Origin of the sequence: Parvularcula oceani (assembly GCF_000733125.1) — a bacterium.
Lineage (GTDB): Bacteria > Pseudomonadota > Alphaproteobacteria > Caulobacterales > Parvularculaceae > Parvularcula > Parvularcula oceani.
The window spans coordinates 52,612-77,296 of record NZ_JPHU01000010.1 but is presented as its reverse complement, the minus strand read 5'-3'; the positions used below and the strand labels follow the sequence as shown (position 1 = coordinate 77,296).

Genomic DNA, 24,685 nt, shown 5'->3' with positions numbered 1-24,685 from the left:
CGGCGTTTCTTCTTCGCCTCAACGGCGCTGGAAGGGCCGTCCCGTCGCAGCCTCGAACTCCGCCTCGTCGCGCGGCCAGACCGTCGCCGACGCATCCTGCCTGCAAAGATAGATCTCGTGTCCCGGCCGGCCCTCGATCCGGAAGCCCGCAGAGCGCAGGAGCGCGCAGACAGCAGCGTGGTTCGGCGTGAACCAGTTCGTGGGATCGTCCGAGAAGCGCCCCTCGATGAAGGCCATGAAGGGGAAGTTCCGATCGGTCAGCCTGTCCCGCTCGTCGAAGTCGAAGGGCGGGACGGGTTCGCCCCCCTCCTCGCCGGTATCGGCCGTCAGGGTCTGGAAGATCATCGTCTCCACCCCCGTCCGCGCCACGATATCGAGCGCGAGGAGCGGGTAGCGCAGGTGGTAGAACACGCCCATGAACAGGACGATGTCGAAATGCTCATCCGTCCGCTGAAGGTCGTAGATCTGGCACTGGCGGAAGGTCACGTTTGGCAGGCCCATGCGCTCGGCCGCCCAGGCCGCCTGGCGCAGGTAATGCGGGTCGGTGTCGATGCCGACCACTTCGGCGCCGCGCTTGGCGAGCTCGAAGCTGTAAAAGCCCGCATTGCAGCCGATATCGAGCGCGCGCTTGCCGCTGAGGTCCTCGGGCAGGAAGCCTTCGATCTCCTCCCACTTGGTCCTCGGGAAGTCGCCGAAGCGATGCTCCGGCGCCGTCTGCCGCCCGTCGGGAAGGTGCAGGTTGTGGAACCAGGGTCCGAGATCCGCGCTGTCTTCGGTGGCCGGGATGTCGAGGTCCAGCATCAGGCCGTCTCCTTTCGCGGCGCCTGCCGCGCCTCTTCCAGATAGGTTTCGAGGTCCTGCGCCCTGGCGACGGAGGAATGGCGGGAGCGGACGATCTCCAGCGCCGCATCGCCGATCCGTTGCAGCTCGCCGCGGTCCCTGTCCAGCGCGGCTTCGGCGTCCTCGGCCGTGCGGGCAATCAGGATGGCCTCGCCGTCCGGGAAGAGCGCGTCGAGCCCGTCCCAGTCATCGGAGAGGATCGGCGTCGCGCAGGCGCCGGCCTCGAACAGGCGGACGCTCGGCGACCAGCCGGCGGCGATCATGTCCGCCCGCGTGACGTTCAGCGTCAGCTCCTGGTCGTTGTAGAAGGCCGGGTGGCGGGCCGGCGGCAAATGGTCGATGCGCTCGACATTGCCCGGCCACTGGACCGTGTCCGGATATTGCGGTCCCGCGACCACGAAGCGCTCCTGCCCCCTGCGCCGCGCGGGCTCCAGGAGGAGCGTGTCGAGCGTGGGCTGGCGGTCATCGCTATAGGTCCCGAGATACCCCATGCGCCACCGGGGCTGCGCCTGGCGGGCCGGGGCATAGGCCTCGGTGTCGACCGAACAGTAGAGCGCCCGCGCGCGCGGCGCGCCGAATTCCCGCTCGATGCGGTCCAGCACCGGCCCCCCGGTGAAGGAGAGATAGACGTCGAGTTCCGCCACCTGTGCCAGGCGGATGTAATGATCCGGCTGCCCCATTTTCGACAGGGTGATCGGCGTGTCGATATCGTAGAAGCCGACCGGCCCCGTCGCCGTCTGCCGGACCCAGTCCAGAACCTCCGGGCCGTGCTGGACATAGGAGCCGACGATCACGGCCTCCGCCTCGCGGACCTCTCTTGCGAAGCGGGCCTTGAGATCGGCAGGCTCCGCATAGAGCGCGAGCCGGCAGAAATCCGGATCGGTCAGGTCGCGATGGGGCGCGTACCAGGGCACGTCCTGTTCGAGGAACAGGACGTCATGGCCCCGGGCGTGCAGCCCGCGCAGCAGCGAACGGAAGGTGGTGGCGTGGCCGTTGCCCCAGGACGAGCTGAGCGAGAGGCCGATGAAGACGATGCGCATCAGGCGGGCTCCTGCGATTGCCGCGCCGCCTCGAACAGGCGCTCCACCTCGAGCGCGCGGCGGTCATAGGTGTGCTCTGCGAGGACGCGCCGCAGGGCGGCCTGGCCGATCGCCTCGGCCCGCTCGGGCGACAGCGCCCCGAGCGCCTCGGCCACGTCCTGCCCGTCGCGGGCGACCAGCACCTCCTCCCCGGGCTTGAGGAAGGCGTCGATCCCTTCCCAGTCATCGGTGATCAGGCAGGCCCCCGCGCCCGCCGCCTCGAAGACGCGGGTGGCGGGGGAATGCCCGTTCTGCGCCATCGAATCCCGCGAGACGTTGAGCGCGGCGCGCGGGGTCGCATTGAGCGCGTTGTGGTCGCGCGTCGAGACGTGGCCGAGCGCGGCGATGTTGGACGGCATGGGCTTGTCCTCCCAGCCCGACCCGCCGAGCAGGAAGCGGTCCTGCGGCCTCAGCTCCGCCGCGCGGAAGAAGAATTCGTCCGCCCGCCGCTCGCGGTCGGGCAGCCGGTTGCCGAGGAAGACGAGATCGCCCGAAAATCGGGGATCGGGCTGCACCGGATGGTGCGTCTGCGGATCGAGCGCGTTGTAGACGGGGACGCAGGCCCGCGCGCCCAGGGCCTCGTAGCGCCTGACGACCGGCGGCCCGCCGCCATAGGTGAGGACGAAATCGACCTCGCCGATCCATCGCCTGAGGTGATGGTCCGGCGCCGCCTCGATCTCGGCCAGCGTCGCAGGCGCATCGACGTCCCAGAAGACGCGCAGGGCGCCCGGCCGCGCCTTGGCATAGACGGCATCGGGCAGCGCGTCGTCGAGCACGCCCACCCCGCTCGTCTTGACGACGGCGTCGAACTCGCCAGCGCGCGCCGCGACCTGCGCGAGGCCCTGCGGATCGGGCTCGTAGACCACGACCTCGCACCATTCCGGCGGTTCGATATCGGCCCGCTCCTGCCGTCCGAAGGCGCGGGGTTCGAAGAAGGTGACCTCGTGCCCCCGCGCGTCGAGCGCGCGGATCAGGCCGCGATAATAGGTCGCCGCCCCGTTCCAGACGGAGGACAAGAGGCTCGATCCGTAAAAGGCGATCCTCATCGGGCTGCGGCCTCCTTCATGCCGTCGATTTCGCCGAGCACAGCCAGAAGCTCGTCGACGCGGTGGGCGCAGGTGTGCCGGGCCAGGATGGTCTCGCGTCCGCTTTCAGCCAGAGATCCGGCATAGCCGGGGTCTGAGAGAATGCGCTTCATGGCGGCCTGAGCCTCCTGCCCGTTCTCTACCATGACGAAGTCCTGGCCGATCCGGAACAGGCCCTCCGCGTCCTGCCAGGGCGCGCTGATGAGGGGAATGCCGCAGGCCAGCGCCTCGAAGGGCCGAATGGTGGGCACGCCCGGCAGCGCCTCGACGTAGAAGCGGCGCGGCACATGCACGGTGAAGCGGTGCTGCGCGAAGACCTCCGGCGCGCGCGCATTGGGCAGCCAGCCGCGATAGTCGGCACCTGCCCGCTTGAGCCTGTCCAGCGCCTCGTCCGGGTAGCGCACGCCGTGAACCGTCAGGCCGAGCCCCAGCCGCTCGACCGGGCCGAAGAGGAACTCTTCGAGCTCGGCCGTGCGCTCATCGTCACCCCAATTGCCGATCCAGACGGCGTCGCCCGTCTTCTCGCGGTCGAGCGGCTGAAAGATCCGCGTATCCGCCGCTTCGTGCCAGCTCCAGACCCGCCGCCCCCAGCCGCGCGCTTCGTAGACCGCGCGCACCGCTTCGCCGAAGGCGAGGACGCCGTCATAGGCGCCGAGGTCGTAGACGCCCATCGCCTCCGGATCGGAGACTGCGCGATGATGCGTGTCGTGGAACAGGAGCGTGAACCGGCCCCCTTGCGCCCTGCGCCGGCCGATCGCGGCGACGAGCTCTGGCGTGTTCCACTCATGGACGATGACGAGGTCGGCGCCGTCGAGCGCGGCCTCCGCGTCTTCGGTGGACGTATAGGCATGCGCCTTCAGTTGCGGGAAATCCTTGCCGAAACCCGCCTCCGCGTCCGGCGCCGCCTGCCGGAGATTGTTCCGGCTCCAGCTATCCGCCGGCTCCCAGGCGACGGCGTCGTGCCCCCTCGCGATCAGCTCGCCGAGGACGCCGCGCAGGAAATGCGCATTGCCGTGGTTCCAGTCGGACACCAGGGAATGCGTGAAATAGACGATCCGCATCAGGCTACGCCCTGCCGCGCGGCGGGTACGGAACAATAGCGGGCATAGACGGCCTCCATGGCGTCCGCGCAGCGGGACAGGGTGTAGCGCGCCGCCCGCTCCCGCGCGCGGGCGCCGAGCCTCGCTTTGAGGTCCGGATCGCTCATCAGGCGGTCGAGCGCATGGGAAAGCGCGGCGTCGTCACGGGGCGGACAGAACATGGCCGCCCCCTCCCACAGTTCACGGAAAGTCGGAATGTCCGAAAGCACGAGCGGGGTCCCATATCCCGCGGCCTCGAGAACGGCGAGGCCGAAGGGTTCGTAGAGCGAGGTGCTGACGAAGGCGGCGGCGCGGGCATGTCGCTCTCGCATTTCGTCCTGCCCGAGAAATCCGAGGGGGTGCAGGGAAGGATAGGCTCTCCTGCGGCCTTCGGGATCTTCGGAAGACCCGGCAATCGTCACCGGCCAGCCGAGGCCTCGAGCCGCCGCATCGAGGGTCCGGAGGTCCTTCGCCTCGTCCCAGAGGCGTCCGGCAGACAGGATATGGTCGGTTCTGTCCGTCCGCAGCTGCGCTGCGGGCGGCAAGGGTGTGCCGTTATGCACGACTTCGGCCTGCCGGATATCGGGATAGGCGGAGGAGAGGGCCGCGGCGAAGGCCGCGCTCGGCGCCAGCGCCGCATCGGCAGAGGCGAGGCCCCGGCGCATCGCCTGTCCGTGCCACGCCCACTCCTCGGGCGGGGCCTCTCCCTTCACCGCTCGCCACCATGTCGCGACGCAGGAATGGGCGACCGCGACGACCGGCAGGTTCCAGTCCGGGCCGCCGAAGGCGGGCTGGTTGAGCTGGACGCAATCCGCGCCGAATGCGTGGGCGGCTTCTTCGAGGGCGGCCCGGCCGGCCAGGAGGCCGCCTTCGCCCCCGGGTTCCCAGTCCAGCGGCGCGCCGGTTACGAGAAGGCCGAGCCCCTCTGCCTCCGCCCGCTGATCATCGCTCGGCGAGGGGCCGATCGCGGCGAGGCCGACCGTCCAGCCGCGCGCCGAGAGCGCATGGCCGAGATCGACGCTGTAACGCCACACCCCGCCCACGCAGTCCGTCGTCAGGAGAAGGCGGCTCACTGAGCGAAGCTCGCCTCGATCGTCTCGAGCGGCAGGGGCCGCGCATCCTGGATGTCGCTGAACCGGTCGAATTCCGACAGGTAGTGGGCATGCGCCCGCTCCCAAGCCTTCTCGTCGGGCGCGCCCCAGAGCTTCCGGTAGTCGGGAGAGCTCGGATAGGGATAGAGCGGAACCGGATCATTGGCCCAGACGCCGTGCGAGCGGACTTCGTCGCGCCAGCGTTCGAGATCGGCCTGCTCGTCGGCGGAGACCTCGATCAGATTGGCCTGCACGAAGGGCACGTGCTCGCGCGCGAGCAGGAGCCGCTCGGTCAGCGTGTCGGTCGTGACCCGGCAATCCTTGTCGAGCGCGGCGCGGCCTTCCTCGGTGATGCTCTCGACGCCCGCCTCGATCGAGACGCAGCCCGCGCGCCCCAGAAGCTCGATCATCTGCGGCTTCCAGAGGTCGATCCGCGTCTGGACGCCGAACTCGATACCGCGCTCCACCAGCGCCTCGAGCAGTTGCCGCCAGGGCAGGAAAATCTCGTCGATGAAATAGAGATAGCGCACGCCCTGTCCGATCAGGCGGTCGATCTCTTCGAGCAGGACCGGCAGGTCGCGTCGGCGGTACTTGTCGCGGAAATCGATCTTGGCACAGAAGGAACACGAATAGGGGCAGCCGCGCGAGGCCTCGACCTCGGCGCCAAGGCCCACAGGCTCCGTGCCGTAGCGATGGTGATGGTGCCCGTGGCGCTGGATCCAGTGATCGGGCCATTCGAGCACGGGCAGATCGGTGAAGGTCGTCGCGCGCGGGCCGCCGAGAACGCGGACGTCTTCGCCTTCGCGCCAGGCCATGCCGGAGATCGTGCCGACCTCCTGCCCCCCGGCAAGCTCGACCAGCGCCTCCTCGCATTCGCCGCGTATGCCCAGGTCGCAGCCGAGCTTGCGCAGCGTCGTCTGCGGCGTCACCGAGACATGCGGCCCGACCGCCACCGTCCGGCCGCCCCGTCCGCCGAGCGTATCGAGGAACGCCCTCGGCGAGCGCAGCTCGGGCGGCGCGCAGCGCCAGAACAGATAGGTCGGCGCCGTCGTCAGGACGGTCAGGTCCGGCGCGAAGGCCGCGACTCGGTCGGCGGCTCCTTCCGCATCCAGATCGTCGAGCGCGCCGTCGAGCATCAGGACCTCGTGCCCCTCGCGGAGGAGCAGGGCACGCGCAGCGCCGAGTTCGATCGGCAGATGCTCTGCCTTGCAGCCGAAATAGATGCTGCCCTCGAAGCGCCAGGGCGGATTGACGAGCGCGATCTTCATGCTGCCACTCCTTTCTTCTTCACCTTGCGGGGCGCGTCGGCCGTCAGCTCCTCGAGCCACGCGGCAAGGTCCCGGAGCCCGTCGCGCCACCCTGTGCGGGCGCGCCAGCCGAAGGCGTCCTCGATGGCGCGCGTGTCGGCGACGAAATAGACCTGGTCGCCCGCCCGCGTCTCCTCATGGCGCAGGCGCGCGGTCCTGCCCGTCACTTCCTCGGCCTCCTGAAGAAGCTGCAACAGGCTGACGGCATTGCCCGGGCCGCCGCCGAGATTGAAGGCCCGCCCCTTGGCCTCGTCCATGCGGCCGAGCAGGGTCAGATAGGCGTCGACCGCGTCCGAGACATGCAGGATGTCGCGCACCTGCTTGCCGTCGCCGAACAGCGTGATCTCATCGCCCGCCAGCATGCGCAGAAGGAAATGCGCGACCCAGCCCTGATCCTCGGTGCCGAACTGGCGGGGGCCGTAGATGCAGCTCATGCGCAGGACGCTCGCGCGGAGGCCGAACTGCCGGGCATAATCGAGGACATACTGGTCCGCGACGCCCTTAGAGCAACCATAGGGGGTATGCAGATCGAGCGGCTGGGCCTCGTCCACGCCGTGCCGCGCCAGCGCCTCCTCGGCGGGCACCCAGCGCGTTTCAGCCTCTTCGAAGCGGTGGGCGGCGAGATCGCCATAGACCTTGTTCGTGCTGGCGAAGACGAGCGAGGGCGGATCCGACCGCTTACGGATCGCCTCGAGAAGCGTCACGGTGCCGGCGGCATTGACGGTGAAGTCGTCCATCGGCGCATCGAGGCTGCAGGTGACAGCGACCTGCGCGGCCAGATGAACGACCTCATCGGCCTCCGCGACCGCTTCGGCGACGGCACCCTCCTCCCGGATATCGGCGATGACAGGCCGGATCCGGGCGCCATGGCGCTCTGTCAGCCAGGCGAGGTTCCGTTCCACGCCGGAGCGGGCGAGACTGTCGAGGACGATGACCTCGCGCCCCTCCGCCGCCACCCGGTCGGCGAGATTGGCGCCGACGAAGCCGGCTCCTCCGGTGACGAGCAGAGGCCCTGCCCCGCTCACGCTACCAGCCCCCGGGCCTGAAGCTCCGATGCGGCCTCATCGACCTTGTCCTCGCATTCCTGCTGCGCCACCCACTCCGCGAGCTCGCCGAGGGAGTCCTCGAAACTCCGCTGCGGCTCGAAGCCCAGCAGCTCCCGCGCGAGCGAGATATCGGCGAAGCAATGCCGCACATCGCCCTTGCGCGCCTTGCCGGCGATATCGGGGCCGAGGTCCGGCCGCCCCATGGCGACGGCGATCTCCCGCGCCACTTCGGCGATGCTGACGGAGCGCCCGCTGCCCGCATTGATCGTGCGCCCCGAGACGCCCTCGGTCTCCATGGCGAGGCGGAAGGCGCGCGCGATATCCTCGACATGCACGAAGTCGCGACGCTGCTCGCCATCCTCGAACACCATCGGCCGCTGGCCGTTGTGAAGCCGCGAGGCGAAGATGGCGAGAACGCCGGTATAGGGATTGGAGAGCGCCTGGCCTGGCCCGTAGACGTTGAACATGCGCAGCGCGACGGATTCCATGCCGTAGGCCTTGGCCACGATATGGGTCATGCGCTCCTGCGCGTATTTGTTGAGAGCGTAGACCGAGGCGAGGTCCGGCGCCTTCGTCTCCGGCGTCGGCACCGGCGTCAGGGGGCGGCCCTGCGCGTCCACGGGGTCCCAGTCGCGCCCTTCGCCGCGCACCGCGTCGCCGACGGGATTGCCGCTCGCGTCCTGATAGAGGCCCTCGCCGTAGACGCTCATCGAGGATGCGGTGACAACGCGCTTCACCGGCCGCTCCGTCAGCGCCTGGAAGAGGACGGCCGTGCCGAGTTCGTTGACCGAGGTATAGCGGTCGATCTCGTACATGCTCTGGCCGACGCCTACCTCGGCCGCCAGGTGGAACACGCCGTCGACGCTCTCGAGAGCCTCCTTCACGGCGTCGATGTCGCGGATGTCCGCCCGCACGAAATCCGCGCCCGACAATTCTCCGGGCAGCTCGGGATCGGTGCCGTGCACCTGCTCGATCAGGCTGTCCAGGACACGCACGCGCGCGCCGCTGCGCAGAAGCTCGGCTGCGACATGACGTCCGATGAAGCCGGCCCCGCCGGTGATGAGATAGCTGGCCCCGCGTCCCATGGAACCCCTCGTTCTTTTTGCTTTGGTTCAATAACAACGGCAGCAGGAACCGGTTCCTCATGGCAAGGGGCAATCGGAGATTCCGCTGCATCCCTTGCCGTGCGGCGCAGCTCGCCTACGATTCGTCCATGATTCTTTATCCCGAAGAGATGCAGTTCGAAGCCTGCACCGTCCGCGTGTGCGACCAGTATGTCGAAACCGAGTTCCGGGAGGACGGCGCCATCGCCCGCGCCGACGTTCCCTGGGGCGACAACGACCACATCGCGGCCTGCTGGACAGCCGGCTATGGCGGCGACCAGTGGCGCATGGTGGTCGAGCACGAGGTCGCCCATGCCTTTCTCGCCGAAGAGCGCGGCCTGCCGCACTCCTGGTCGGTCTGGGCCGCCGCTCACAACTCTGGCGGCAAGAGCAGCCATACCCTCTGGCCCGAACGGGTGCGGGAGGAGGAACACCTCGTCGTCGCATTGCAGCGCTATGTGAACTGCGGCGTGCGGGACGATTACGACCGCCTCGGCAGAGCGTTCGGCCACGACCTGCCGGACCTCGCCCGTCGGTTCGTCGCCGTCATGCGGCCCTGGCTGAGCGAAGGCTATCGCGAGCCCTATCTCGACTGAAGGGCCGCTCAGGCCTTGCGCAGGCGGGTCGCGAAGAAGCCGTCCATTCCGGGCGCCTTTCCCGGGTGGCACCTCAGATCGCCGGCCTTGTTCACGAGGCCGGACAGGCCGGCGAGCTCATCGGGCGAGACCGGCACGCGCGCCAGGTCCGGATGGCGTCCGAGCGCCGCTTCGGCACGCTCCTCACCCTCCTCGGGCAGGAGCGAGCAGGTCGCGAAGACCAGAAGGCCGCCGGGCTTGAGGAAGGTGAGCGCGCGGTCGATCATCCGGTCCTGAAGCTTGGCGAGGCCCGCGCTCAGCGCCTCGTCCTTGGAGCGCAGCACATCCGGATTGCGCCGCGCCGTGCCCGTCGCCGAGCAGGGCGCATCGAGCAGCACCATGTCCGCCAGCCGGTCGGGCTCGAAGAGCAGCACGTCCCCGACCACGCAGCGCGCCTTGAGGCCCGTCCGCTCGAGATTGGCCTCCAGCAGGCCCATCCGGCCGGCGCCCGAATCCACGGCCGTGACCTCGGCGCCGCGCGCGCAGAGCTGCATCGTCTTGCCGCCCGGCGCCGCGCAGAGGTCGAGCACCTGAAGTCCTTCGATCTCGCCCATCAGCGCGACCGGCAGCGTGGCGGCGAGATCCTGGATCCACCAGGCGCCTTCGGCATAGCCGGGCAGGTCCTCGATCCGTCCCCCGCCCTGGCGGCGCAGCGTCATCGGCCCGACGGGCTCGGCCTCGAGCGCCTCCGCCCAGCTTTCGCGGTCCTTCGGCACGGTGAGGTCGAGCGGCGGCTCCCGGCGATGCGCCTCGGCGATCGCGCGCGCCGCCTTCGCGCCATAGGCCCGTTCGAAGCGGCGCCAGAGCCAGCCGGGCGTGTCGGCACGCAGCGGCACCTTTTCGAGGCGCTCCTTGCCGGTCTCGGCCATGCGCCGCCCGAGCGCGTTGACGAGCCGGGCGAAACCCGCCGTCTCGCGCCGTCCCTTGGCGAGCTCCGTCGCCGTCATCCCTGCGGCATGGGGCGGCGTATCGAGCAGCAGGATCTGCGCTGCGAGCAGCCTGAGCACGAGGCGCAGCTCGGCCTGCTGCGGCCCGATGGGCTCGCGCAGATAGGTCTCGATCACCTCGTCGAGGCTGCCCTGGCGGCGAAGGACCGTCGTCGTCAGCTGCCGCGCGAAGGCCCGGTCCGAGCCCTCCAGCTCCTCGAAGCTGCGGCAGACGCCGAGCGCCTTGTCGAGGCTGTCCCCGCGCGAGACCAGCCGCAGCATGTCGAGCGCCGCCTGGCGCGCGGGCATGCCCGCCACCTCGCGCCGGGGCTTCTTGCCCCCGCCGCCCCGTCCGCTGCCATCCCGTCCGCCGCCATCCCGCGGCGCGTCATCGCGGCGCGGCCCCGGCTTGCGCGCACCCGCATCGCGCGGGTCGGGCCGGCGCGGATAGCGCTCGCGGCCCCTGTCATTCGTGCGTCTGTCGTCCATCGGCGCGGCTAGAGCACGCCGGCGCGGCGAAGTCACGCCTTCCCGCGCCCAAAAGGGGTTGCGCACGCGCCGCCCCTGCCCCACAACCCCCGCCAGTCCGCACCCATAGCTCAGCTGGATAGAGCGCTGCCCTCCGAAGGCAGAGGTCTCAGGTTCGAATCCTGATGGGTGCGCCATCTGTTCCGGGGGCAGCCAGGCCCCTCCCCCTCAGCCCTGTGGAACGCTTCACCGGAAATTCCGGGCTCTCACCTTGATCGACGGGCTGTCCCGTTCACCAAGGATCGTCCTGTGGTCGAAGTCGGGATTGTAGTCCTCGGTGGGCCGCGGCAGCAGGCGCTCGCCCGAGCCGGGCGGCAGGCCGCGCCGGTCGGGGCCGCCGCCGGAGCGGGTTTCGTCGCCGCGGCCGAAGCGCAAGGGAACATCGCCTTCCCGCTCGCCGACCCGGCGCAGGGCGGGCGTCAGGTCGAGAAGGCGCTCGGCGATGATGTGGTGGACCTCGCCCTCTTTCTGGAGCCGTCCTTCGACGCCCATCATCCCGGCGGACAGGACCACCCGCCGATAGGTCTCGAACAGGCTCGGCCAGACGATGACATTGGCGGGGCCCGTCTCGTCCTCGAGGGTCAGGAACATCACGCCCTTGGCCGAACCCGGCCTCTGGCGCGAAAGGACAATGCCAGCGACGCGGATGCGCGAGCGGTCGCGGTGCCGGCGGGCCTCTTCCGCGGTGACGCAGCGCTTCCGGCGCAGGGCGCCGCGGAGGAAGGCGAGCGGGTGCGCCTTGAGGCTGAGGCCCATCGCGACATAGTCCTCGACCACTTCGCGGCCCGCGCTCATGGCGGGCGGCGCGAAGGGCGTTTCCTCCGCCTCCGGATGGATGCCGCCTTCCGCCCTGTCGGCGGCCTCGAAGAGCGGCAGCGGCGCCTCGCGCAGGGCGGCCGCCTTCCAGCCCGCGCCGCGGCGGTCCATCGCGCATGAGGCGAAGGCGTCCGCCTCGACGAGCTTGCCGATGGCGCTGGCGGGCAGCCTTGCGCGCCGCTGCACGTCTTCTGGCCCTTCGTAAGGGGCGTGGCGCGCGCCGACGAGGCGGGCCGCATCCTCCTCGCGGAAGCCCGACACCATGCGCAGGCCGAGCCGCACGGCGCGCCAGCCGCGCGGGCCCGCCTCCTCCTCGATCGTGCAGTCCCAGCGCGAGGCGTTCACGCAGGGCGGACGCACCTCCACCCCGTGGTTCCGCGCGCACCAGACGAGCTGGGCGGGCGCGTAGAAGCCCATGGGCTGGCTGTTGAGGAGCGCGGCGCAGAAGAGATCCGGGTGCCGGCATTTCGCCCAGGACGACACATAGGCGATCTTCGCGAAGCTCGCCGCATGGCTCATGGGGAAGCCGTAGGAGCCGAAGCCCTCGAGCTGCTTGAAGGTGCGCTCGGCGAAGTCGCGGGAGAGGCCGTGGGCGACCATCCCGGCGATGAGCTTGTCGCGGAAATGGCTGACCCCGCCGGTATATTTGAAGGTCGCCATGGCACGGCGCAGCTCGTCCGCCTCTCCCGGGGTGAAGCCGCCGCACCGGATCGCGATCGACATGGCCTGTTCCTGGAAGAGCGGTACGCCGAGCGTCTTCTCGAGGACGTCACGGAATTCAGGCGTGGGGTATTCCGGCTTCTCCAGCCCGTCTCGGCGCTTGAGATAGGGGTGGACCATCTGGCCCTGGATGGGTCCGGGCCGTACCACTGCCACTTCGACGGTGAGGTCGTCGAGGCTGCGCGGCTTCATGCGCGGCAGCATGGCCATCTGCGCCCGGCTCTCGATCTGGAAGACGCCGAGCGTATCGGCCTTGCAGATCATGTCGTAGACCTCCGGGTCCTCGGGCGGGACGGTGGCGAGGTCGCAGGTCTCGCCCTTGTGCTCGGACAGGAGGCCGAAGAAGCGGCTCATCGCGCCGAGCATGCCGAGGCCCAGGACGTCGACCTTCATGAAGTGCAGCGCGTCGATATCGTCCTTGTCCCACTCGATGACCTGGCGGTTCTCCATCGCGGCGGGCTCGATGGGCACGAGGTCGCAAAGAGGCTCCTTCGTCAGGACGAAGCCGCCGGGGTGCTGTGAGAGGTGGCGCGGCGCGCCCATGAGTTGGCGGGCGAGGTCGAGCGTCATTCTCAGGCGCCGGTCCTGAAGGTTGAGGCGCAGCTCCTTCGCCTGCTCCTCGGTCACGCCCGCCTCGTCCCAGGCCCATGTCAGCTTGGAGAGCTCGGCGGTGACGTCTTCGGGCAGGCCGAGCACCTTGCCGACCTCGCGGATCGCACCGCGCGCGCGGTAACGAACCACCGTCGCCGTCAGGGCGGCGTGGTCCCGTCCGTATTCCTCATAGGTCCACTGGATCACCTCCTCGCGGCGCTGGCTGTCGAAGTCGACATCGATGTCCGGCGGCTCGCCCCGCTCGCGGCTGACGAAGCGCTCGAAGAGGAGGCCGCCTTCCTCCGGGCTGATCGAGGTGATGCCGAGGACGAAGCAGACGGCGGAGTTCGCGGCCGAGCCGCGGCCCTGGCAGAGGATGTCCATGCCGCGCGCCGCCTCGACGATGCGGTGCACGGTGAGGAAATAGGGCGCGTAGTCCAGCTCCGCGATCAGGCCAAGCTCATGGGCGATCTGGCGCTCGACCCTCTTCGGCACGCCGTGCGGATAGCGGTCCGGCAGGCGCTCCTCGACCAGGCGAGCGAGCCAGGCCTGCGCAGGCTCGCCGCCCGGCGAGACCTCGTCTGGATACTGATAGCTGAGCTCGGACAGGGAGAAGGTGCAGGCGGCGGTCAGCTCTTCGGTGTTCGTCACGGCTTCGGGGTGCGCCTCGAACAGCCGCGCCATCTCTTCTGGCGGCTTGAGGAAGCGCCCCGCCGTGCGTTCCCGCTCGCGCCCCAGCGCCTCGACCGTGCAGCCCTTCCTGATCGCGGTGACCACGTCCTGCAGCACGCGGCGCGGCTCTGCGTGGTAGAGGACATCGTTGGTCGCCAGCGGCTTGACCCTGCCCGCCCGCGCGAGGCCCGCCGCGCGGGCGAGCCGCTCGCTTTCATCCGGCAGGAAGCGGCGGGTCAGGGCGAGATAGGCGCGCTCTTCGAAGGCCTCGCGCAGACGGGCGAGGTCCAGCGCCATCCGCTCGTCCGGTTCGTCGCGGAGGAGGACGGCGCGCATCCCCTCGCGGTGCCCGGCCACATCCGCCCAGGACAGCTCGCAGGCGCCCTTGCCCGCGCGGCGCTTGCCGATCGTCAGCAGGCGGCACAGCCTCGACCATGCGGGCTTGTCCTCCGGATAAAGAAGGAGGGAGGTGCCGTCCTGAAGGTCGAGCCTGCATCCCAGGACCGCCCGCACGCCCGTCACTCGCGCGGCCTGATGCGCCCGGACGAGCCCCGCGACCGAGTTCCTGTCCACGATGCCGAGCGCTGGCAGGCCCAGGGCCGCCGCCTGCGCGAACAGCTCCTCGCAGGAGGAGGCGCCGCGCAGGAAGGAGAAGTGCGAGGTCGCCTGAAGCTCGCAATAGCGGCTCACGCGAAGACACCGTGCATGAACCACTCGGCCGCTCCCGCCGCCCCCTCGCCCAAGGACGCGTCCCGCGCGCGGAACAGCCAGTAGCGGCCGCCCTCTTCGGTCTCGACGCGGTAATAGTCGCGGGTGAGCGCGGCCTCCGCATCCGTGCGCCACCATTCGCCGAGCATGCATTCGGGCCCGTCCGCGCGGGCGACGCGGTGCTGGCGGCCCCGCCAGGTGAAGCGGCGGGGCGGGCGGTCGGGCAGCAGGGCGAGCACCTGCACGGGCTCGGGCGGGACGAAGAGGAAGGTCGGCCTCGGCCCGCGGTCCCAGACGAGGGGAGAGGGCCTCGCCAGCGGCCCCGCCAGCCGGCAGGAGCGCTCGGGCAGGTCCGCCTCGGTGGGCGCGATGCGATAGACCCTGCCGGGGCCGATCCTCGCGGCGATCCTGTCCACGAGAGGCGGCAATGGCTGGGCCGTATCGTCCTCCGTCGTGCGCTGGCGCGCCTCTTTCCGGCCCGCCCGCACGGCGAGCAGGGTCAGGCGTTCGATGCCGAAGCCGGGATCGATCGTCGCCGCCGTTTCGCGGAACAGGCGGCAGAGATGATCCGCATCCTGCGTCGCCACCGCTGCCCGCGCCCTGAGCGTCAGGATCTCCCCGTCCACCCGCTCGCAGCGCAGATCCGCGACGCGCACGCCCTGCCCGCGGGCCGCGAGCTTGCGGCAGAGTTCGGCGGACAGCTTCGCCAGGGCGGCCTCGACGCCTGCGCTGTGCGCGATCGGCTCGGCGAGGACGAGGCGGGCAGCGATCCGGTCGGGAACGCTGACCGGCTCGAACGGCTCGGGGCGGTGCCCGTGCAGCCGGTCGAGCGCCGCCGTCAGCTCGGGGCCGAAGCGCAGCGCGAGCGAGGCGCGCGGCGCGGCTCTCAACGCGCCGATCCGGCCCAGGCCGAGCCGCGCGAGCGCATCGGCCTGGTCCCGGGGCAGGCCGAGCGCGGCCACCGGCAGCGCGGCGGCGGCCTCGCCCTCCCCGCCTTGCGGCACCACGCGCCCAGGGCCATCCGTGCCCGAGCCGTAGCGCGCGAGTCCCGAGGAGAGCGAGCGGCTCGAGGACAGGGCGCCGCGCACCGACAGCCCCGCCTTGCGCAGGCGCGCGAGGAGGTCGGAAAGAAGCGCGGCCTCGCCGCCGAGAAGGTGGTCCGCCCCCGTCGTGTCGAGCACCAGCCCGTCCTCGCCGTCCGGCGCTGCGAGCGGCGTGTAGCGCAGGGCCCAGACCGCGAGGCGCGAGAGCGCCGCCGCCTCGGCCCCGGGATCCACCTCCACGATCGTCAGCCCCGGCACGCTCGCCTGCGCAAGCGCCACCGTCTGGCCCGGCCGGACCCCCGCCTGAAGCGCGCCCGCGCTGGCGCTTCGCACGCGCCGTGTCTGCCTCGCCGTCTCGGCCACGATGAAGGGCTCAGGCGGCGGGCCGCCCGGCTGCCTCTTCAGCCTGTCCGCCGGCCACCGTGTCAGCCAGACGCAGGCATAGCGGCGCCCCCGGCTCACGCCCCGGCTCCAGGACCGTGTCCCAGGCGGCGGGACGCCCGCCCCGGCAGCGCGTCAGGGCGAGCCGGAAGGCCGTGCGCGGCAGGCCGGAAGGGTCGGCGGAGGGCCGGGCGGTGACCGACCAGCGCGTGGCGCAGGCCGTGCCGGCAGACGGCGCCTGCCCCTTGCGCCAGCGCCGCAGCACCAGGCAGGGCACGTCCCCCGCCTCGGCTGCGAGCTGCAACCGCCGGGAGGCCGTCAGGGACAGGCGCGACGCCTCGCAGACGACGCCCGCAAGCCCTCCATGGCGCAGCGCCTCCTCGGCCACGGCCAGCACGTCCCGCTCGTCCCCCGCCTCGGCGAAGACCACGCGCGAGGGGCTGAGACCCGCCTCGGCCAGCGCCGGAGGAAAGAGCGTCAGGCGCGGCAGCGCCCAGATCACCGGCCCGCGCGCGCGTCCCAGAAGCCAGGCGGCAAGCTGCACGCAGGCCGCCTCGTGCGGCAGGTCCGCTCCGCCCGCGCAGACCTCGTGGCTGCCGGATACGAGGCCGTTCGCCGGCAGATGCGCGTCCAGCGCATCCAGGCCGAACCGGATCCTCGCCGTCTGCCGCCGCGTCCCGCCGTCTTTGGCGTCGAACCCGGCACGAAGCGCTTCCAGCTGTTGCTGTCGAGACAAGAACGGCTCACCTCCCGCATTGAAAGTTCTCCTTATGTTCTCTTCGGGATCGGCTTGGCGAGTCGAGTCTGCAGGAATCTGGAAAAAGAAGGCCCGCCCCGCCCGGCGAGGCCGGGGAGGGGCCCCTCCCCGGGCGGGGTCGCTGTCCGCCGGCTATCGCTGTCATCGCTCGCGGCGCTGCCTGCGCGGCTTCTTCCGCTCGAGCGCCTTCCGCTTCGAGACATAGATGTCGGCCGCGCCCTCCCCGCCTTCCCTCGGCGAGCCGAAGACGAGGATCCGGCCGTTCCACGAGAGCGAAGCCCGGCTCTGTCCAGCGGGATCGTGGACCTGCTCGATCGGCTCGGGCGGGCTCCAGCGCTCGCCGATATGCCTGCGATGCGAGGTCCATATCCGCGGCACGACGCCCCGATACCGGTCGGTATCGAAGACGATCTCCAGCCCGTCCCGGCGCACGTTCGGCCTGGCGTCGGAGAAGGGAGTGTTGAGTTCCTCGACCGGCCGGACCGGGCCGACCGTGTTCGCGATGACGTCGTAGTCCTCGGCGACGTAGATGTCCTGATCGCCGTCCCGGCTCGAGGAGAAGTAGAGGAGGTTCCCGCCGAGCCCCGTGGAGACGAAGGAGGGGCTGAGTTCCGCGCCAGGGCCGTTGACCGGTTCGGGCAGGCGCCTGAGCCCGGCATAGCCGCTCGGCACGCGCCAGGCGAGATAGATGTCGCCGTTCAGCTCCTCGCGCGTGCTGACGAAGAACAGCATGCCGCCGGGCAGCGGCGTCGGGCAGAACTCGTTCGCCGCAGAATTGATCGGCTCGGGCAGGTTGACCGGCTCGCCCCAGCCCTTGCCGTTATAGGGCGCCATCCAGATGTCGAGCCCTCCTTTTCCGCCCGGCCGGTTCGAGGCGATGAACAGGTTGTTCGTGAGCGGATCGAGGATCGGACATCCCTCGACGGCCTCCGTGTTGAGAGTCGCAGCCGAGCCTTCGAGCCGCTCGGCGTTCTTCGGCCCGGACCAGGGGCCGAAGAGCTTTCCCGCCATGCCCCCTTCGGGGTCTTCCGGCCTCTGCATGCCCTCCCGCATCGGCGGCTCGCAAAGAGCCGGCAATGGTGCGGCCATGATCATCGTCGCGATCAGAACGCTCGCAGTCTTGTCCATCTTCTCCTCCCAAGGGGTGTGCGCCCGGGAAGGCTAACCCGCTGTCGGCCGCAAGTTGTGATGGGGAGATGATGTCCGCACCGAAGAAGGAGAAATATTACAAAGGGCCTGAAAGACCATGGGAAAATGCCTTTCCTGATGCCATGTCATCAGAAAGCCATCAGCGGCCGGCGATCGCGATGCCGGCATGCCGCCCGGGAATGATCGGACCCGGCCTCTTGGCCTCTTCCTTCGGCGACCGGATCAGGCCGCCTCGAGCGCCAGCTGACAGCGCGCGGCGGCATGGTCCTGCCGGCAGAAATCGGGCCGGTGCCCCGTCTTTCGCCAGTACTCGACCAGGCCGCGCTTCGCCGCGTAGCGCCAGAAGCGCTCGTCCGAGCGGAAAGCGCGCATTTCCGGATAGAACAGCATGATGGCGGCCTGGCCGGGATGATCCGGGATCTCGGCGGCGAGGGCGAAGGCCCTGTCGAGATCACCGAGCGCAGCATGAACGCGGACGCGAACGCTCCTCCCGGTCAGCTCGCAAGCCTCGAAGACGTCCGCCTCCGCATGAATGAGGCCGGCCCTGCGCCGGGCATAGGCGTGAAGACAGTCCCGGAAGCCGCCGCCGATCGCGGCCATCCGGAGAGGCGCATCGTCGATGAGGGACAGCGCCACCGCCGGGTCGCCGTGAAGCGCCTCGACCTCGAAGATGCGCTGCATGACCCATTCCGATTCCGGCACCCGGCGGCTCGCCTCCGCAAGGTTCCGCCGCGCGGCGGGAAGGTCGCCGCCTGTCGCATCGAGCCATGCGAGCTCGCTGAAGGCATGGCCGTCATGGGGCGCTCTCTCGGCGAGACGCCCGAGCAGCCGCCTCGCATCCTGGACCCGTCCGACCGTCCGCAGGAAGAAGGCGTAGTGCTGAACGATGCAGCTATTGGCCGGATCCAGCGACAGCGCCTCCCGATAGGCGACCTCGCGCGCGGCATAGCGGCCGGCACGGGCCTTTGCGAGCTTGAGGGCCAGACGGGCCTCCCCCTGCTCCGGCGCGAGGCCGAGCGCGCGCTCGGCCAGCGCTGCGGACGCAGTCCTCGCAGCGGGCGGAAGCTCGATCGCGCAGGCCAGCGAGAGGGCGTGGAGGCCGAGGAGCGCAGGGTCGTCGGGGGCGGCCGCAAGAAGGGCTCGCGACCTGTCGGCGAGGCGCGGCCCGTGAGTGTAGGCCTGCGCCTCGTGGCAATATCCCATGGCCAGGCGCCGAAGCTGCGCGGTCGGACGCTCCACGGCGGACAGGAGGCGCTTGGCGCAGGTCAGCGCCGCGGTCATGCGCCAGGCCACCTCCTCGGCGAAATCGGCCCTGTCCCGCCCCGACCTTCTGAAATCCGCCGACCACAGGAGGGTCCGGCGATCCGGCGTGAGGAGGCGGATGCTGACCAGATCGTCCCCTCCGGCGCCGACGACCGAGCCGCCCAGGATATAGGCCCCTCCCCCCCGGGGCGGCGCCCCGATGGAAACCGGGTCGTCATGCGCGGCGAGCAGGCTCGAGAGGCGGTCGGTCAGGAGGCGGCTCAGCTCCGCCGTAGCCGGCGTCGCCGGGAGGCTGCTGAAGGGCGCGATGGCGACCTGGCGCATGCCGGCCTCGGCGGGATTCCGGACGCCCTGCCTGGGAAGGAGCGAAAGCGCCAGCAAGACGCAGGCGAAGCATGCCGCTGCGATCGCGGCGCGCCTTCCGGACAGGGCCTGCGCCCGGCCCGGCCCCGGCAGGAAAGCCTCCGCCCCAGCGCGGTCGGGCAGCGGCGTCGCCGGCGCTGCGAGCCGGTATCCCCGCCTGGGCACCGTGCCGATGGGCGAGGGAGCGCCGAGCGCTGCGAAGGCCCGGCGCAGGAGGTAGACGGCCCGGGTGAGGCTTTCGTCGCAGCCGAAGGCCCGTCCCCATACCGCGTCGAGGAGATCCGGCCGCGACGCCGTCTCTCCCTGCCGGGCGGCCAGGGCGCAAAGAACGTCCATCGCCTTCGGCTCGAGGAGCGTACTCCTCCCATGTCGCCGCAGCTCGTTCCCGGACGGAGATATCTCGACATCCCCGATGCGGAAGCCTTCCGAGAGCGACGAGTCCAGCGCTCCCACCGGCGCCTCCCTGCGAAGTCCCTCGGCGCGCATCCTACTCCGATGCGCGGGCCTTGTAATCCGCGCCTGGCAGAAGGCGCCAGGGCAGGCGCACCGAAAGGCGCGTCCGGACCGAGCGGCAGCGCCATGTTCCGCCGGAAGGAACCAAGGCTCCCCGCCACCCGTTCATCGGTCATGTCCGAGACAGCGCAACGCGACCCAGACGAGACGACGACCGGCATCCTCGAAGAGGTGCTGCGGATTGCGCGGCGCGACGAGGACTCCGGCGGGAGCGCGGGCAAGGGCCGCTTCGCGGTGGGCGACGTCATCGAGACCTTCGGCGAGCGCGCCTTCGGGCCCTTCCTGATCGTGCTGCCCCTGATCGAGATGTCGCCCGTGGGCGGCATTCCGGGCATTCCCACCTTTCTCGCCCTGATGATCGGCCTCGTCGCCGCCCAGCTCGCCCTCGGCCGCGAATGCCTGTGGCTGCCGGGCTTCATCGAGAGGCGTTCGGTCAAGGCGGAGCGCGTGACCGGCGGGGCGCCGAAGCTTCGCCGGATCACCCGGTGGATCGACCGCCATACCAGCGCGCGCTGGCATCACCTCGTCGGCAAGGCTGGCACCAAGGCCGCCGCCACCATGATCATCGCGCTCTGCCTGACCGTCCCGCCGCTCGAACTCGTGCCGTTCGCCTCTACCGCGCCCATGGCGGCGATCCTCGCCTTCGGCGTGGGGCTGCTCGCCCGCGACGGACGCCTGATGGCGCTGGCCTTCGGTCTGAGCGCGCTGGCCCTCGGCGTCGTCTTCTACGTTGTCTTCGGCAAGCTCCTGGGGAGCTGAAGGCCGCCCGTCCACACGCCCTCGTGTCCGCAGTCCCGCCCCCGCAGGCGGAACATCCGTGGCCGGATTTCGTTGCGGAGGGGTCGTTGTCTTAAAATGGGACAACGACTTCTACAGAAGCGAAACCAGGAGTCGTGCGATGTATTTCCATGACAAGCGTCTTCAATACCCCGTGAAGGTCGACAATCCCGATCCCGTCTATGCCCGCGCCCTGCAACAGGCGATCGGCGGGATCGAGGGAGAGATCCGCGTCTGCCTCCAGTATTTCTTCCAGGCCTGGGGCGCGCGCGGACCTTCGAAATATCGCGACCTCCTGCTCGAGACGGCGACCGAGGAACTCGGCCATATCGAGATGCTGGCGACGGCGGTGGCCATGAACCTCGAAGGCGCGCCGATCTCGGAGAAGGAAGAGGTCGCCAAGGATCCGATCGACGGCGCGGTGCTCAACGGCATGAATTTCCGCCACATCCTCTCGACGGGCCTCGCCGCGCTGCCGGTCAATGCCGACGGCGTGCCCTTCGACACGAGCCACGTCTATGCGAGCGGCAATCTCGCAGCCGACATGTTCGCCAATGTCACTGCCGAATCGACCGGCCGCACGCTGGCCGTCCGGCTCTACAACATGACCGATGATCCGGGCATGAAGGACATGTGGAAGTTCCTGATCGCCCGCGACACCATGCACCAGCAGCAATGGCTGGCCGCGATCGAGGATATGGGCGGCATCGAGAAGATGATGCCGATCCCCAACAGTTTCGATCAGGCCGAGGAGAACCAGGACGTCAACTACACCTTCATGGGCACGTCCCGCGACGGCTCCGAGCCGGTGCAGGGCCGCTGGTCCTCGGGCAAGTCGATGGACGGCAGGGCCGAGTTCAAGTCCGAGGCGATGGAGCCCAAGGGCGAAGAGCCCAAGCTCTCCCCGCCCAAGCCCGGGGGCGGCGCGCAGAAAGAGCAGATGTCGATGGTCCAGCAGGGCGTCGAGATCGCCAAGAACGCGCTGAGCTGACCCGCGGCGCCGGGGCAGGTGCATGCCTGCCCCGAACCGACTACATTCTCCAAGCGTTCCTGCGGGACCGCCGATCCCTTCCGACGCGAGCCGCCATGTCATTGACGCCCCCCGCCCCCGCCTCGAGCGCCTGTCCCGGGCTGGCCGTCGGCTGTCCGGCCGAGCGGGCGCTCGAAGCCGGACCGGGCGGGCGGCGCCGCGGTTTGAGCCGATGGCTGTTCCTCGGCGGCCTTCTGGCGCTCGCCGCGCTCTGGCCAGAGGCGCGCCAGGTCGCCGCCGGGGCGCTGGCCGATGCCTATATCGCGGTCTCGGTCTTCGTCGCCGCCACCCTGCTCATCCTCTACGCGCTCGAGCGGCGGGCGGGCATTTCCCTCTCCGAAGTCCTGACGCGGCATGCGCGCTACGAGGTGCCGATCGCGGCGACGCTCGGCGCCCTGCCCGGTTGCGGGGGCGCGATCGCCGCCATCGCGCAATATACGCGGGGCCATCTGAGCTTTGGCGGGGTCGTCGCGGCGCTCACCGCTACCATGGGCGACGCGATGTTCGTGCTGCTCGCCGCGGAACCGGGCACGGCGGTCCTCGTCCTCGTCCTCTCGATGATCGTGGGCCTCGCTTCGGGCCTGGTCGTGAACGCGCTTCACGGCCCGGACTTCATGCGCCCGCCCCTGCGCGAGCCGGCGGAGACGTGCGGCTGCGAGACTGGATGGGGCCGGCTGGCCTTCGCCGACCGGCTATGGCTCGTTCTTCTGGTCCCCGGCCTGTTCCTCGGCGGCGCCAACGCGCTCCAGATCGAAGTGCCCTGGGCCCTTCCCTTCGGCGTCGCCGCAGGGCTCCTCGCCCTCGCGATGTGGGGCCGCAGGGGCGGCGGTCAGATGAATAGCGGCCGCACCGTGCGATCGGTGATCGACGATACGAACTTCGTCACCGTCTGGGTCTTCGCGGCCTTCCTGTCCTACGAGATCGCCGTGATCGGCTTCGAACTCGATCTCGGCGCGGCCTTCGCGGCGGCGGGCTGGCTCGTCCCGCTGATCGCGGTTCTCGTCGGCTTCATTCCGGGCTGCGGGCCGCAGATCGTGGTGACGACGCTCTATATTTCAGGCGCGGTCCCGCTTTCGGCGCAGCTCGGCAATGCGGTCTCGAACGATGGCGACGCGCTCTTCCCCGCGCTCGCGGTCGTCCCGCGCGCCGCGGCGCTGGCGACGCTCTACAGCGCGGTGCCCGCCCTGATCCTCGCCTATGGCTGGTGGGCCCTGGTGGAAGGCGGGGTCTGAAGACGGCTCACTCCGGCCGGAAGAGGTCCTCGGTGATCCGGCGGACCAGCGGCAGGATGGCGTCGCGGTCGAGATCGGGATTGCGGATCGCCCGGATGCCGAGCCCCTGGATGAGGGCGACGAAGACCTCGACGCGGTTGTCGAGGTCGGGAATGTGCCCGTCCTTGAGCAGAACGGCCTTGAAGTTCTCGTGCAGCGTGGCCTCGGCCTCGCGGATAATGCAGGCCACAGCGTCGTTCCGCGTCGCCTCGGCGGTGATCTCCAGCGTCAGGGACGACCAGAAGGGATCGGTCGTCGAGGCGATGCCCTCGGCCAGGCCGTTCACCACGCCGCTCGTTCCTTGCGCCTCTGCCTGATGGCGCTCGAACGCCGCCAGCTTCTCTTCGACATGGGCGCGGATGATCTCCGCGATCATCTGCTCCTTGCTTTCGAAGTAGTGATAGATGAGCCCCGGGCTCATCTTCGCCGCGCGCGCGATCTGGGCCATGCGCGCGCCGTGAAAGCCGCTCTCGACGAAACAGCGCTCGGCCGCGTGCAGCAGCTTGGTCCGCCTGTCATTCCCGTCCGCGCAGATGGCGCTCTGCGATCCCTGCCCCATCACATCCTCCCGACTGGATGACGCAGTGCAGCAAACGGACTTGCGCAGCGCGTCACTCTCTATTAGCTCCCGCCGTGTAGAACGAACGTTCAATCGAAACAAGTTCGCCGCCATGGGCGGCAAGAGGGGAAGGTCTTTCGCCATGACGAGCCGCAAGAGGAAGAGCCCGCTTCTGCTGGCCGCAGCCGCGCTGAGCCTGGTCGCCGCCTGCGCCGAAGGCGAAGGTCAGGCCCCCGAGCAGGCCGCGATGCAGGCGCCGCAGGCCCCCGTCGTGACCGCCGAAGCGGTGACGGCCGAGAAGGCCAGTTACCAGGTGACGCTGCCCGGCCGCGTCACGGCCTCGCGCGTCTCGCAGGTCCGCCCCCAGGTCTCTGGGATCGTGACGGAACGGTTGTTCGAAGAAGGCGAGAAGGTCGAGGCGGGCGCTCCGCTCTTCCGGATCGAGCCCGTGACCTATCAGGCCGCCTTCGACAGCGCGCAGGCGCAGCTCGCCCGCGCGGAAGCGGCCGTCGCCGCGGCGGAGGGGCGCGAGGAGCGCTTCTCCGGCCTCGTCGAGCGCGGCGGGGTGAGCCGCCAGGACTATGACGACGCCGTCGCCGCGGCCAAGGCGGCCCGGGCCGATGTCGCTCTGGCCCGCGCCGCGCGCGACCAGGCGCGGATCGACCTCGACCGCACCACCGTCAGCGCGCCCATTGCCGGGCATATCGGCCGGACCCTCGTCACCGAGGGGGCGCTGGTCAGCGCCGGCCAGGCCGAGCCACTCGCCGTGGTGACGGCGCTCGACCCGGTCTATGTCGACATCACCCAGTCGAGCGCGGCGCTTCTCGACTGGAAACGCCGCATCGCCGCCGGCGCCCTCGCGGCGGAGGAGAACGGCCGCCTGCCCGTCTCTCTCCAGCTCGAGGACGGCACGACCTACGAGCATCAGGGCGAGCTCGCCCTGACCGAGGTGAATGTCGATGCGGGATCGGGCTCCGTCACCCTGCGCGCGGTCTTCCCCAACCCGCAGGAGATTCTTCTGCCCGGCATGTTCGTGCGGGCGGTGATCGAGGAAGGCGTGGACGAGGATGCGATCCTCGTGCCCCAGGCCGCTCTGAGCCGCACGCCCGAAGGCGAGGGGCAGGTCATCGTCGTCGACGAGACCGGCCAGACCCGCCCCCAGACCGTCGCGACCCAGCGCGCGGTCGGCAATGAGTGGGTGGTGACCGGCCTTGAGCCCGGCACGATGATCGTGACCAGCGGCTTCCAGCATTTCCGCCCCGGCGACACGGTCTCCGTCCGAGGCCCGCAGTCGCAGCGCGCGCAGGGACGCGTCGCTTCGGCTGCCCTCTTCTAGATTTCCGGGAGCTCTTC

At 70.2% G+C, this 24,685-nt stretch carries 20 protein-coding genes and 1 tRNA gene; 6 read left to right on the top strand and 15 right to left on the bottom strand.

The annotated features are described in order from the left end of the window. Nucleotides 1–18: 18 nt before the first annotated feature. The 8 genes from IE88_RS0111380 to IE88_RS0111345 are packed head-to-tail and all read right to left on the bottom strand — an operon-like array spanning nt 19 to nt 8,612. The gene (locus IE88_RS0111380) at nt 19–801 is read right to left on the bottom strand and encodes a TIGR04290 family methyltransferase (RefSeq protein ID WP_031554544.1); all 783 of its coding nucleotides are present in this window, start codon (nt 799–801) and stop codon (nt 19–21) included. Then, nucleotides 801–1,880 carry a CgeB family protein gene (locus IE88_RS0111375; RefSeq protein ID WP_031554542.1) on the bottom strand — a complete coding sequence of 360 codons (1,080 nt, stop codon included), beginning with the start codon at nt 1,878–1,880 and terminating at the stop codon, nt 801–803. The genes IE88_RS0111380 and IE88_RS0111375 overlap by 1 nt, the downstream gene beginning before the upstream one ends. Beyond that, nucleotides 1,880–2,965 (bottom strand): CgeB family protein, encoded by a 1,086-nt coding sequence (locus IE88_RS0111370; protein WP_031554540.1) that lies wholly within the window; start codon nt 2,963–2,965, stop codon nt 1,880–1,882. Before IE88_RS0111370 ends, IE88_RS0111375 begins: the two co-directional genes overlap by 1 nt. Next, nucleotides 2,962–4,065 carry a CgeB family protein gene (locus IE88_RS0111365; protein WP_031554538.1) on the bottom strand — a complete coding sequence of 368 codons (1,104 nt, stop codon included), beginning with the start codon at nt 4,063–4,065 and terminating at the stop codon, nt 2,962–2,964. Before IE88_RS0111365 ends, IE88_RS0111370 begins: the two co-directional genes overlap by 4 nt. Continuing rightward, on the bottom strand, nt 4,065–5,156 hold the full coding sequence (locus tag IE88_RS0111360) for a glycosyltransferase family 4 protein (protein ID WP_031554536.1): 1,092 nt from the start codon (nt 5,154–5,156) through the stop codon (nt 4,065–4,067). Before IE88_RS0111360 ends, IE88_RS0111365 begins: the two co-directional genes overlap by 1 nt. Next, on the bottom strand, nt 5,153–6,442 hold the full coding sequence (locus IE88_RS0111355; RefSeq protein WP_031554534.1) for a TIGR04295 family B12-binding domain-containing radical SAM protein: 1,290 nt from the start codon (nt 6,440–6,442) through the stop codon (nt 5,153–5,155). Before IE88_RS0111355 ends, IE88_RS0111360 begins: the two co-directional genes overlap by 4 nt. Beyond that, nucleotides 6,439–7,506, bottom strand: a complete 1,068-nt coding sequence (locus tag IE88_RS0111350; RefSeq protein WP_081871624.1) for an NAD-dependent epimerase/dehydratase family protein — start codon at nt 7,504–7,506, stop codon at nt 6,439–6,441. Before IE88_RS0111350 ends, IE88_RS0111355 begins: the two co-directional genes overlap by 4 nt. Continuing rightward, a complete protein-coding gene (locus IE88_RS0111345) occupies nt 7,503–8,612 on the bottom strand; it encodes an SDR family NAD(P)-dependent oxidoreductase (RefSeq protein ID WP_031554532.1) in 1,110 nt (369 codons plus the stop codon). Before IE88_RS0111345 ends, IE88_RS0111350 begins: the two co-directional genes overlap by 4 nt. Nucleotides 8,613–8,740: 128 nt before the next feature. Between IE88_RS0111345 and IE88_RS0111340 the strand changes: the two genes are divergently transcribed. Then, nucleotides 8,741–9,226: a hypothetical protein gene (locus tag IE88_RS0111340; RefSeq protein WP_156032574.1), complete on the top strand. Its 486-nt coding sequence runs from the start codon at nt 8,741–8,743 to the stop codon at nt 9,224–9,226. 8 nt (nt 9,227–9,234) lie between these two features. Here IE88_RS0111340 and IE88_RS0111335 read toward each other — a convergent pair whose 3' ends face one another. Further along, nucleotides 9,235–10,680: an RsmB/NOP family class I SAM-dependent RNA methyltransferase gene (locus IE88_RS0111335; RefSeq protein WP_051882004.1), complete on the bottom strand. Its 1,446-nt coding sequence runs from the start codon at nt 10,678–10,680 to the stop codon at nt 9,235–9,237. Nucleotides 10,681–10,779: 99 nt separating this feature from the next. Between IE88_RS0111335 and IE88_RS0111330 the strand changes: the two genes are divergently transcribed. Beyond that, nucleotides 10,780–10,856: transfer RNA gene (locus tag IE88_RS0111330), tRNA-Arg, on the top strand. Between the two features lie 49 nt (nt 10,857–10,905). Here the strand turns inward: IE88_RS0111330 and IE88_RS0111325 are convergent. The 5 genes from IE88_RS0111325 to IE88_RS0111305 form a co-directional block, all read right to left on the bottom strand. Then, the gene (locus tag IE88_RS0111325) at nt 10,906–14,208 is read right to left on the bottom strand and encodes an error-prone DNA polymerase (protein WP_031554529.1); all 3,303 of its coding nucleotides are present in this window, start codon (nt 14,206–14,208) and stop codon (nt 10,906–10,908) included. Beyond that, the gene (locus tag IE88_RS18710; protein WP_051882001.1) at nt 14,205–15,731 is read right to left on the bottom strand and encodes a DUF6504 family protein; all 1,527 of its coding nucleotides are present in this window, start codon (nt 15,729–15,731) and stop codon (nt 14,205–14,207) included. Before IE88_RS18710 ends, IE88_RS0111325 begins: the two co-directional genes overlap by 4 nt. Further along, entirely contained in the window at nt 15,643–16,386 is a 744-nt protein-coding gene (locus IE88_RS0111315; protein ID WP_051881999.1) for an ImuA family protein, read from the bottom strand. The genes IE88_RS18710 and IE88_RS0111315 overlap by 89 nt, the downstream gene beginning before the upstream one ends. 162 nt (nt 16,387–16,548) lie before the next feature. Further along, the gene (locus IE88_RS0111310) at nt 16,549–17,535 is read right to left on the bottom strand and encodes a TolB family protein (RefSeq protein ID WP_031554523.1); all 987 of its coding nucleotides are present in this window, start codon (nt 17,533–17,535) and stop codon (nt 16,549–16,551) included. 243 nt (nt 17,536–17,778) lie between these two features. Beyond that, a complete protein-coding gene (locus tag IE88_RS0111305; RefSeq protein ID WP_081871622.1) occupies nt 17,779–19,668 on the bottom strand; it encodes a winged helix-turn-helix domain-containing protein in 1,890 nt (629 codons plus the stop codon). A gap of 141 nt (nt 19,669–19,809) precedes the next feature. Here IE88_RS0111305 and IE88_RS0111300 point away from each other — a divergent pair, with 141 nt between their 5' ends. The 3 genes from IE88_RS0111300 (at nt 19,810) to IE88_RS0111290 (ending at nt 22,734) form a co-directional block, all read left to right on the top strand. Next, nucleotides 19,810–20,454, top strand: a complete 645-nt coding sequence (locus IE88_RS0111300; protein ID WP_031554520.1) for an exopolysaccharide biosynthesis protein — start codon at nt 19,810–19,812, stop codon at nt 20,452–20,454. A gap of 139 nt (nt 20,455–20,593) precedes the next feature. Further along, entirely contained in the window at nt 20,594–21,463 is an 870-nt protein-coding gene (locus IE88_RS0111295; RefSeq protein ID WP_031554519.1) for a manganese catalase family protein, read from the top strand. A 95-nt stretch (nt 21,464–21,558) separates the two neighbouring features. Continuing rightward, nucleotides 21,559–22,734, top strand: a complete 1,176-nt coding sequence (locus IE88_RS0111290; RefSeq protein ID WP_081871621.1) for a putative manganese transporter — start codon at nt 21,559–21,561, stop codon at nt 22,732–22,734. Nucleotides 22,735–22,741: 7 nt separating this feature from the next. Here IE88_RS0111290 and IE88_RS0111285 read toward each other — a convergent pair whose 3' ends face one another. Then, nucleotides 22,742–23,332 (bottom strand): TetR/AcrR family transcriptional regulator, encoded by a 591-nt coding sequence (locus IE88_RS0111285; RefSeq protein ID WP_051881996.1) that lies wholly within the window; start codon nt 23,330–23,332, stop codon nt 22,742–22,744. A 142-nt stretch (nt 23,333–23,474) separates the two neighbouring features. Here IE88_RS0111285 and IE88_RS0111280 point away from each other — a divergent pair, with 142 nt between their 5' ends. Next, entirely contained in the window at nt 23,475–24,668 is a 1,194-nt protein-coding gene (locus IE88_RS0111280) for an efflux RND transporter periplasmic adaptor subunit (protein ID WP_036767132.1), read from the top strand. Nucleotides 24,669–24,685: the final 17 nt, after the last annotated feature.

Coding starts and splice junctions, on each gene's coding strand:
- IE88_RS0111380 (WP_031554544.1), bottom strand. CDS start 801: ATGCTGGACCTCGACATCCCGGCCACCGAAGACAGCGCGGATCTCGGA.
- IE88_RS0111375 (WP_031554542.1), bottom strand. CDS start 1,880: ATGCGCATCGTCTTCATCGGCCTCTCGCTCAGCTCGTCCTGGGGCAAC.
- IE88_RS0111370 (WP_031554540.1), bottom strand. CDS start 2,965: ATGAGGATCGCCTTTTACGGATCGAGCCTCTTGTCCTCCGTCTGGAAC.
- IE88_RS0111365 (WP_031554538.1), bottom strand. CDS start 4,065: ATGCGGATCGTCTATTTCACGCATTCCCTGGTGTCCGACTGGAACCAC.
- IE88_RS0111355 (WP_031554534.1), bottom strand. CDS start 6,442: ATGAAGATCGCGCTCGTCAATCCGCCCTGGCGCTTCGAGGGCAGCATC.
- IE88_RS0111345 (WP_031554532.1), bottom strand. CDS start 8,612: ATGGGACGCGGGGCCAGCTATCTCATCACCGGCGGGGCCGGCTTCATC.
- IE88_RS0111340 (WP_156032574.1), top strand. CDS start 8,741: ATGATTCTTTATCCCGAAGAGATGCAGTTCGAAGCCTGCACCGTCCGC.
- IE88_RS0111335 (WP_051882004.1), bottom strand. CDS start 10,680: ATGGACGACAGACGCACGAATGACAGGGGCCGCGAGCGCTATCCGCGC.
- IE88_RS0111310 (WP_031554523.1), bottom strand. CDS start 17,535: ATGGACAAGACTGCGAGCGTTCTGATCGCGACGATGATCATGGCCGCA.
- IE88_RS0111305 (WP_081871622.1), bottom strand. CDS start 19,668: ATGCGCGCCGAGGGACTTCGCAGGGAGGCGCCGGTGGGAGCGCTGGAC.
- IE88_RS0111300 (WP_031554520.1), top strand. CDS start 19,810: ATGTCCGAGACAGCGCAACGCGACCCAGACGAGACGACGACCGGCATC.
- IE88_RS0111295 (WP_031554519.1), top strand. CDS start 20,594: ATGTATTTCCATGACAAGCGTCTTCAATACCCCGTGAAGGTCGACAAT.
- IE88_RS0111290 (WP_081871621.1), top strand. CDS start 21,559: ATGTCATTGACGCCCCCCGCCCCCGCCTCGAGCGCCTGTCCCGGGCTG.
- IE88_RS0111285 (WP_051881996.1), bottom strand. CDS start 23,332: ATGGGGCAGGGATCGCAGAGCGCCATCTGCGCGGACGGGAATGACAGG.
- IE88_RS0111280 (WP_036767132.1), top strand. CDS start 23,475: ATGACGAGCCGCAAGAGGAAGAGCCCGCTTCTGCTGGCCGCAGCCGCG.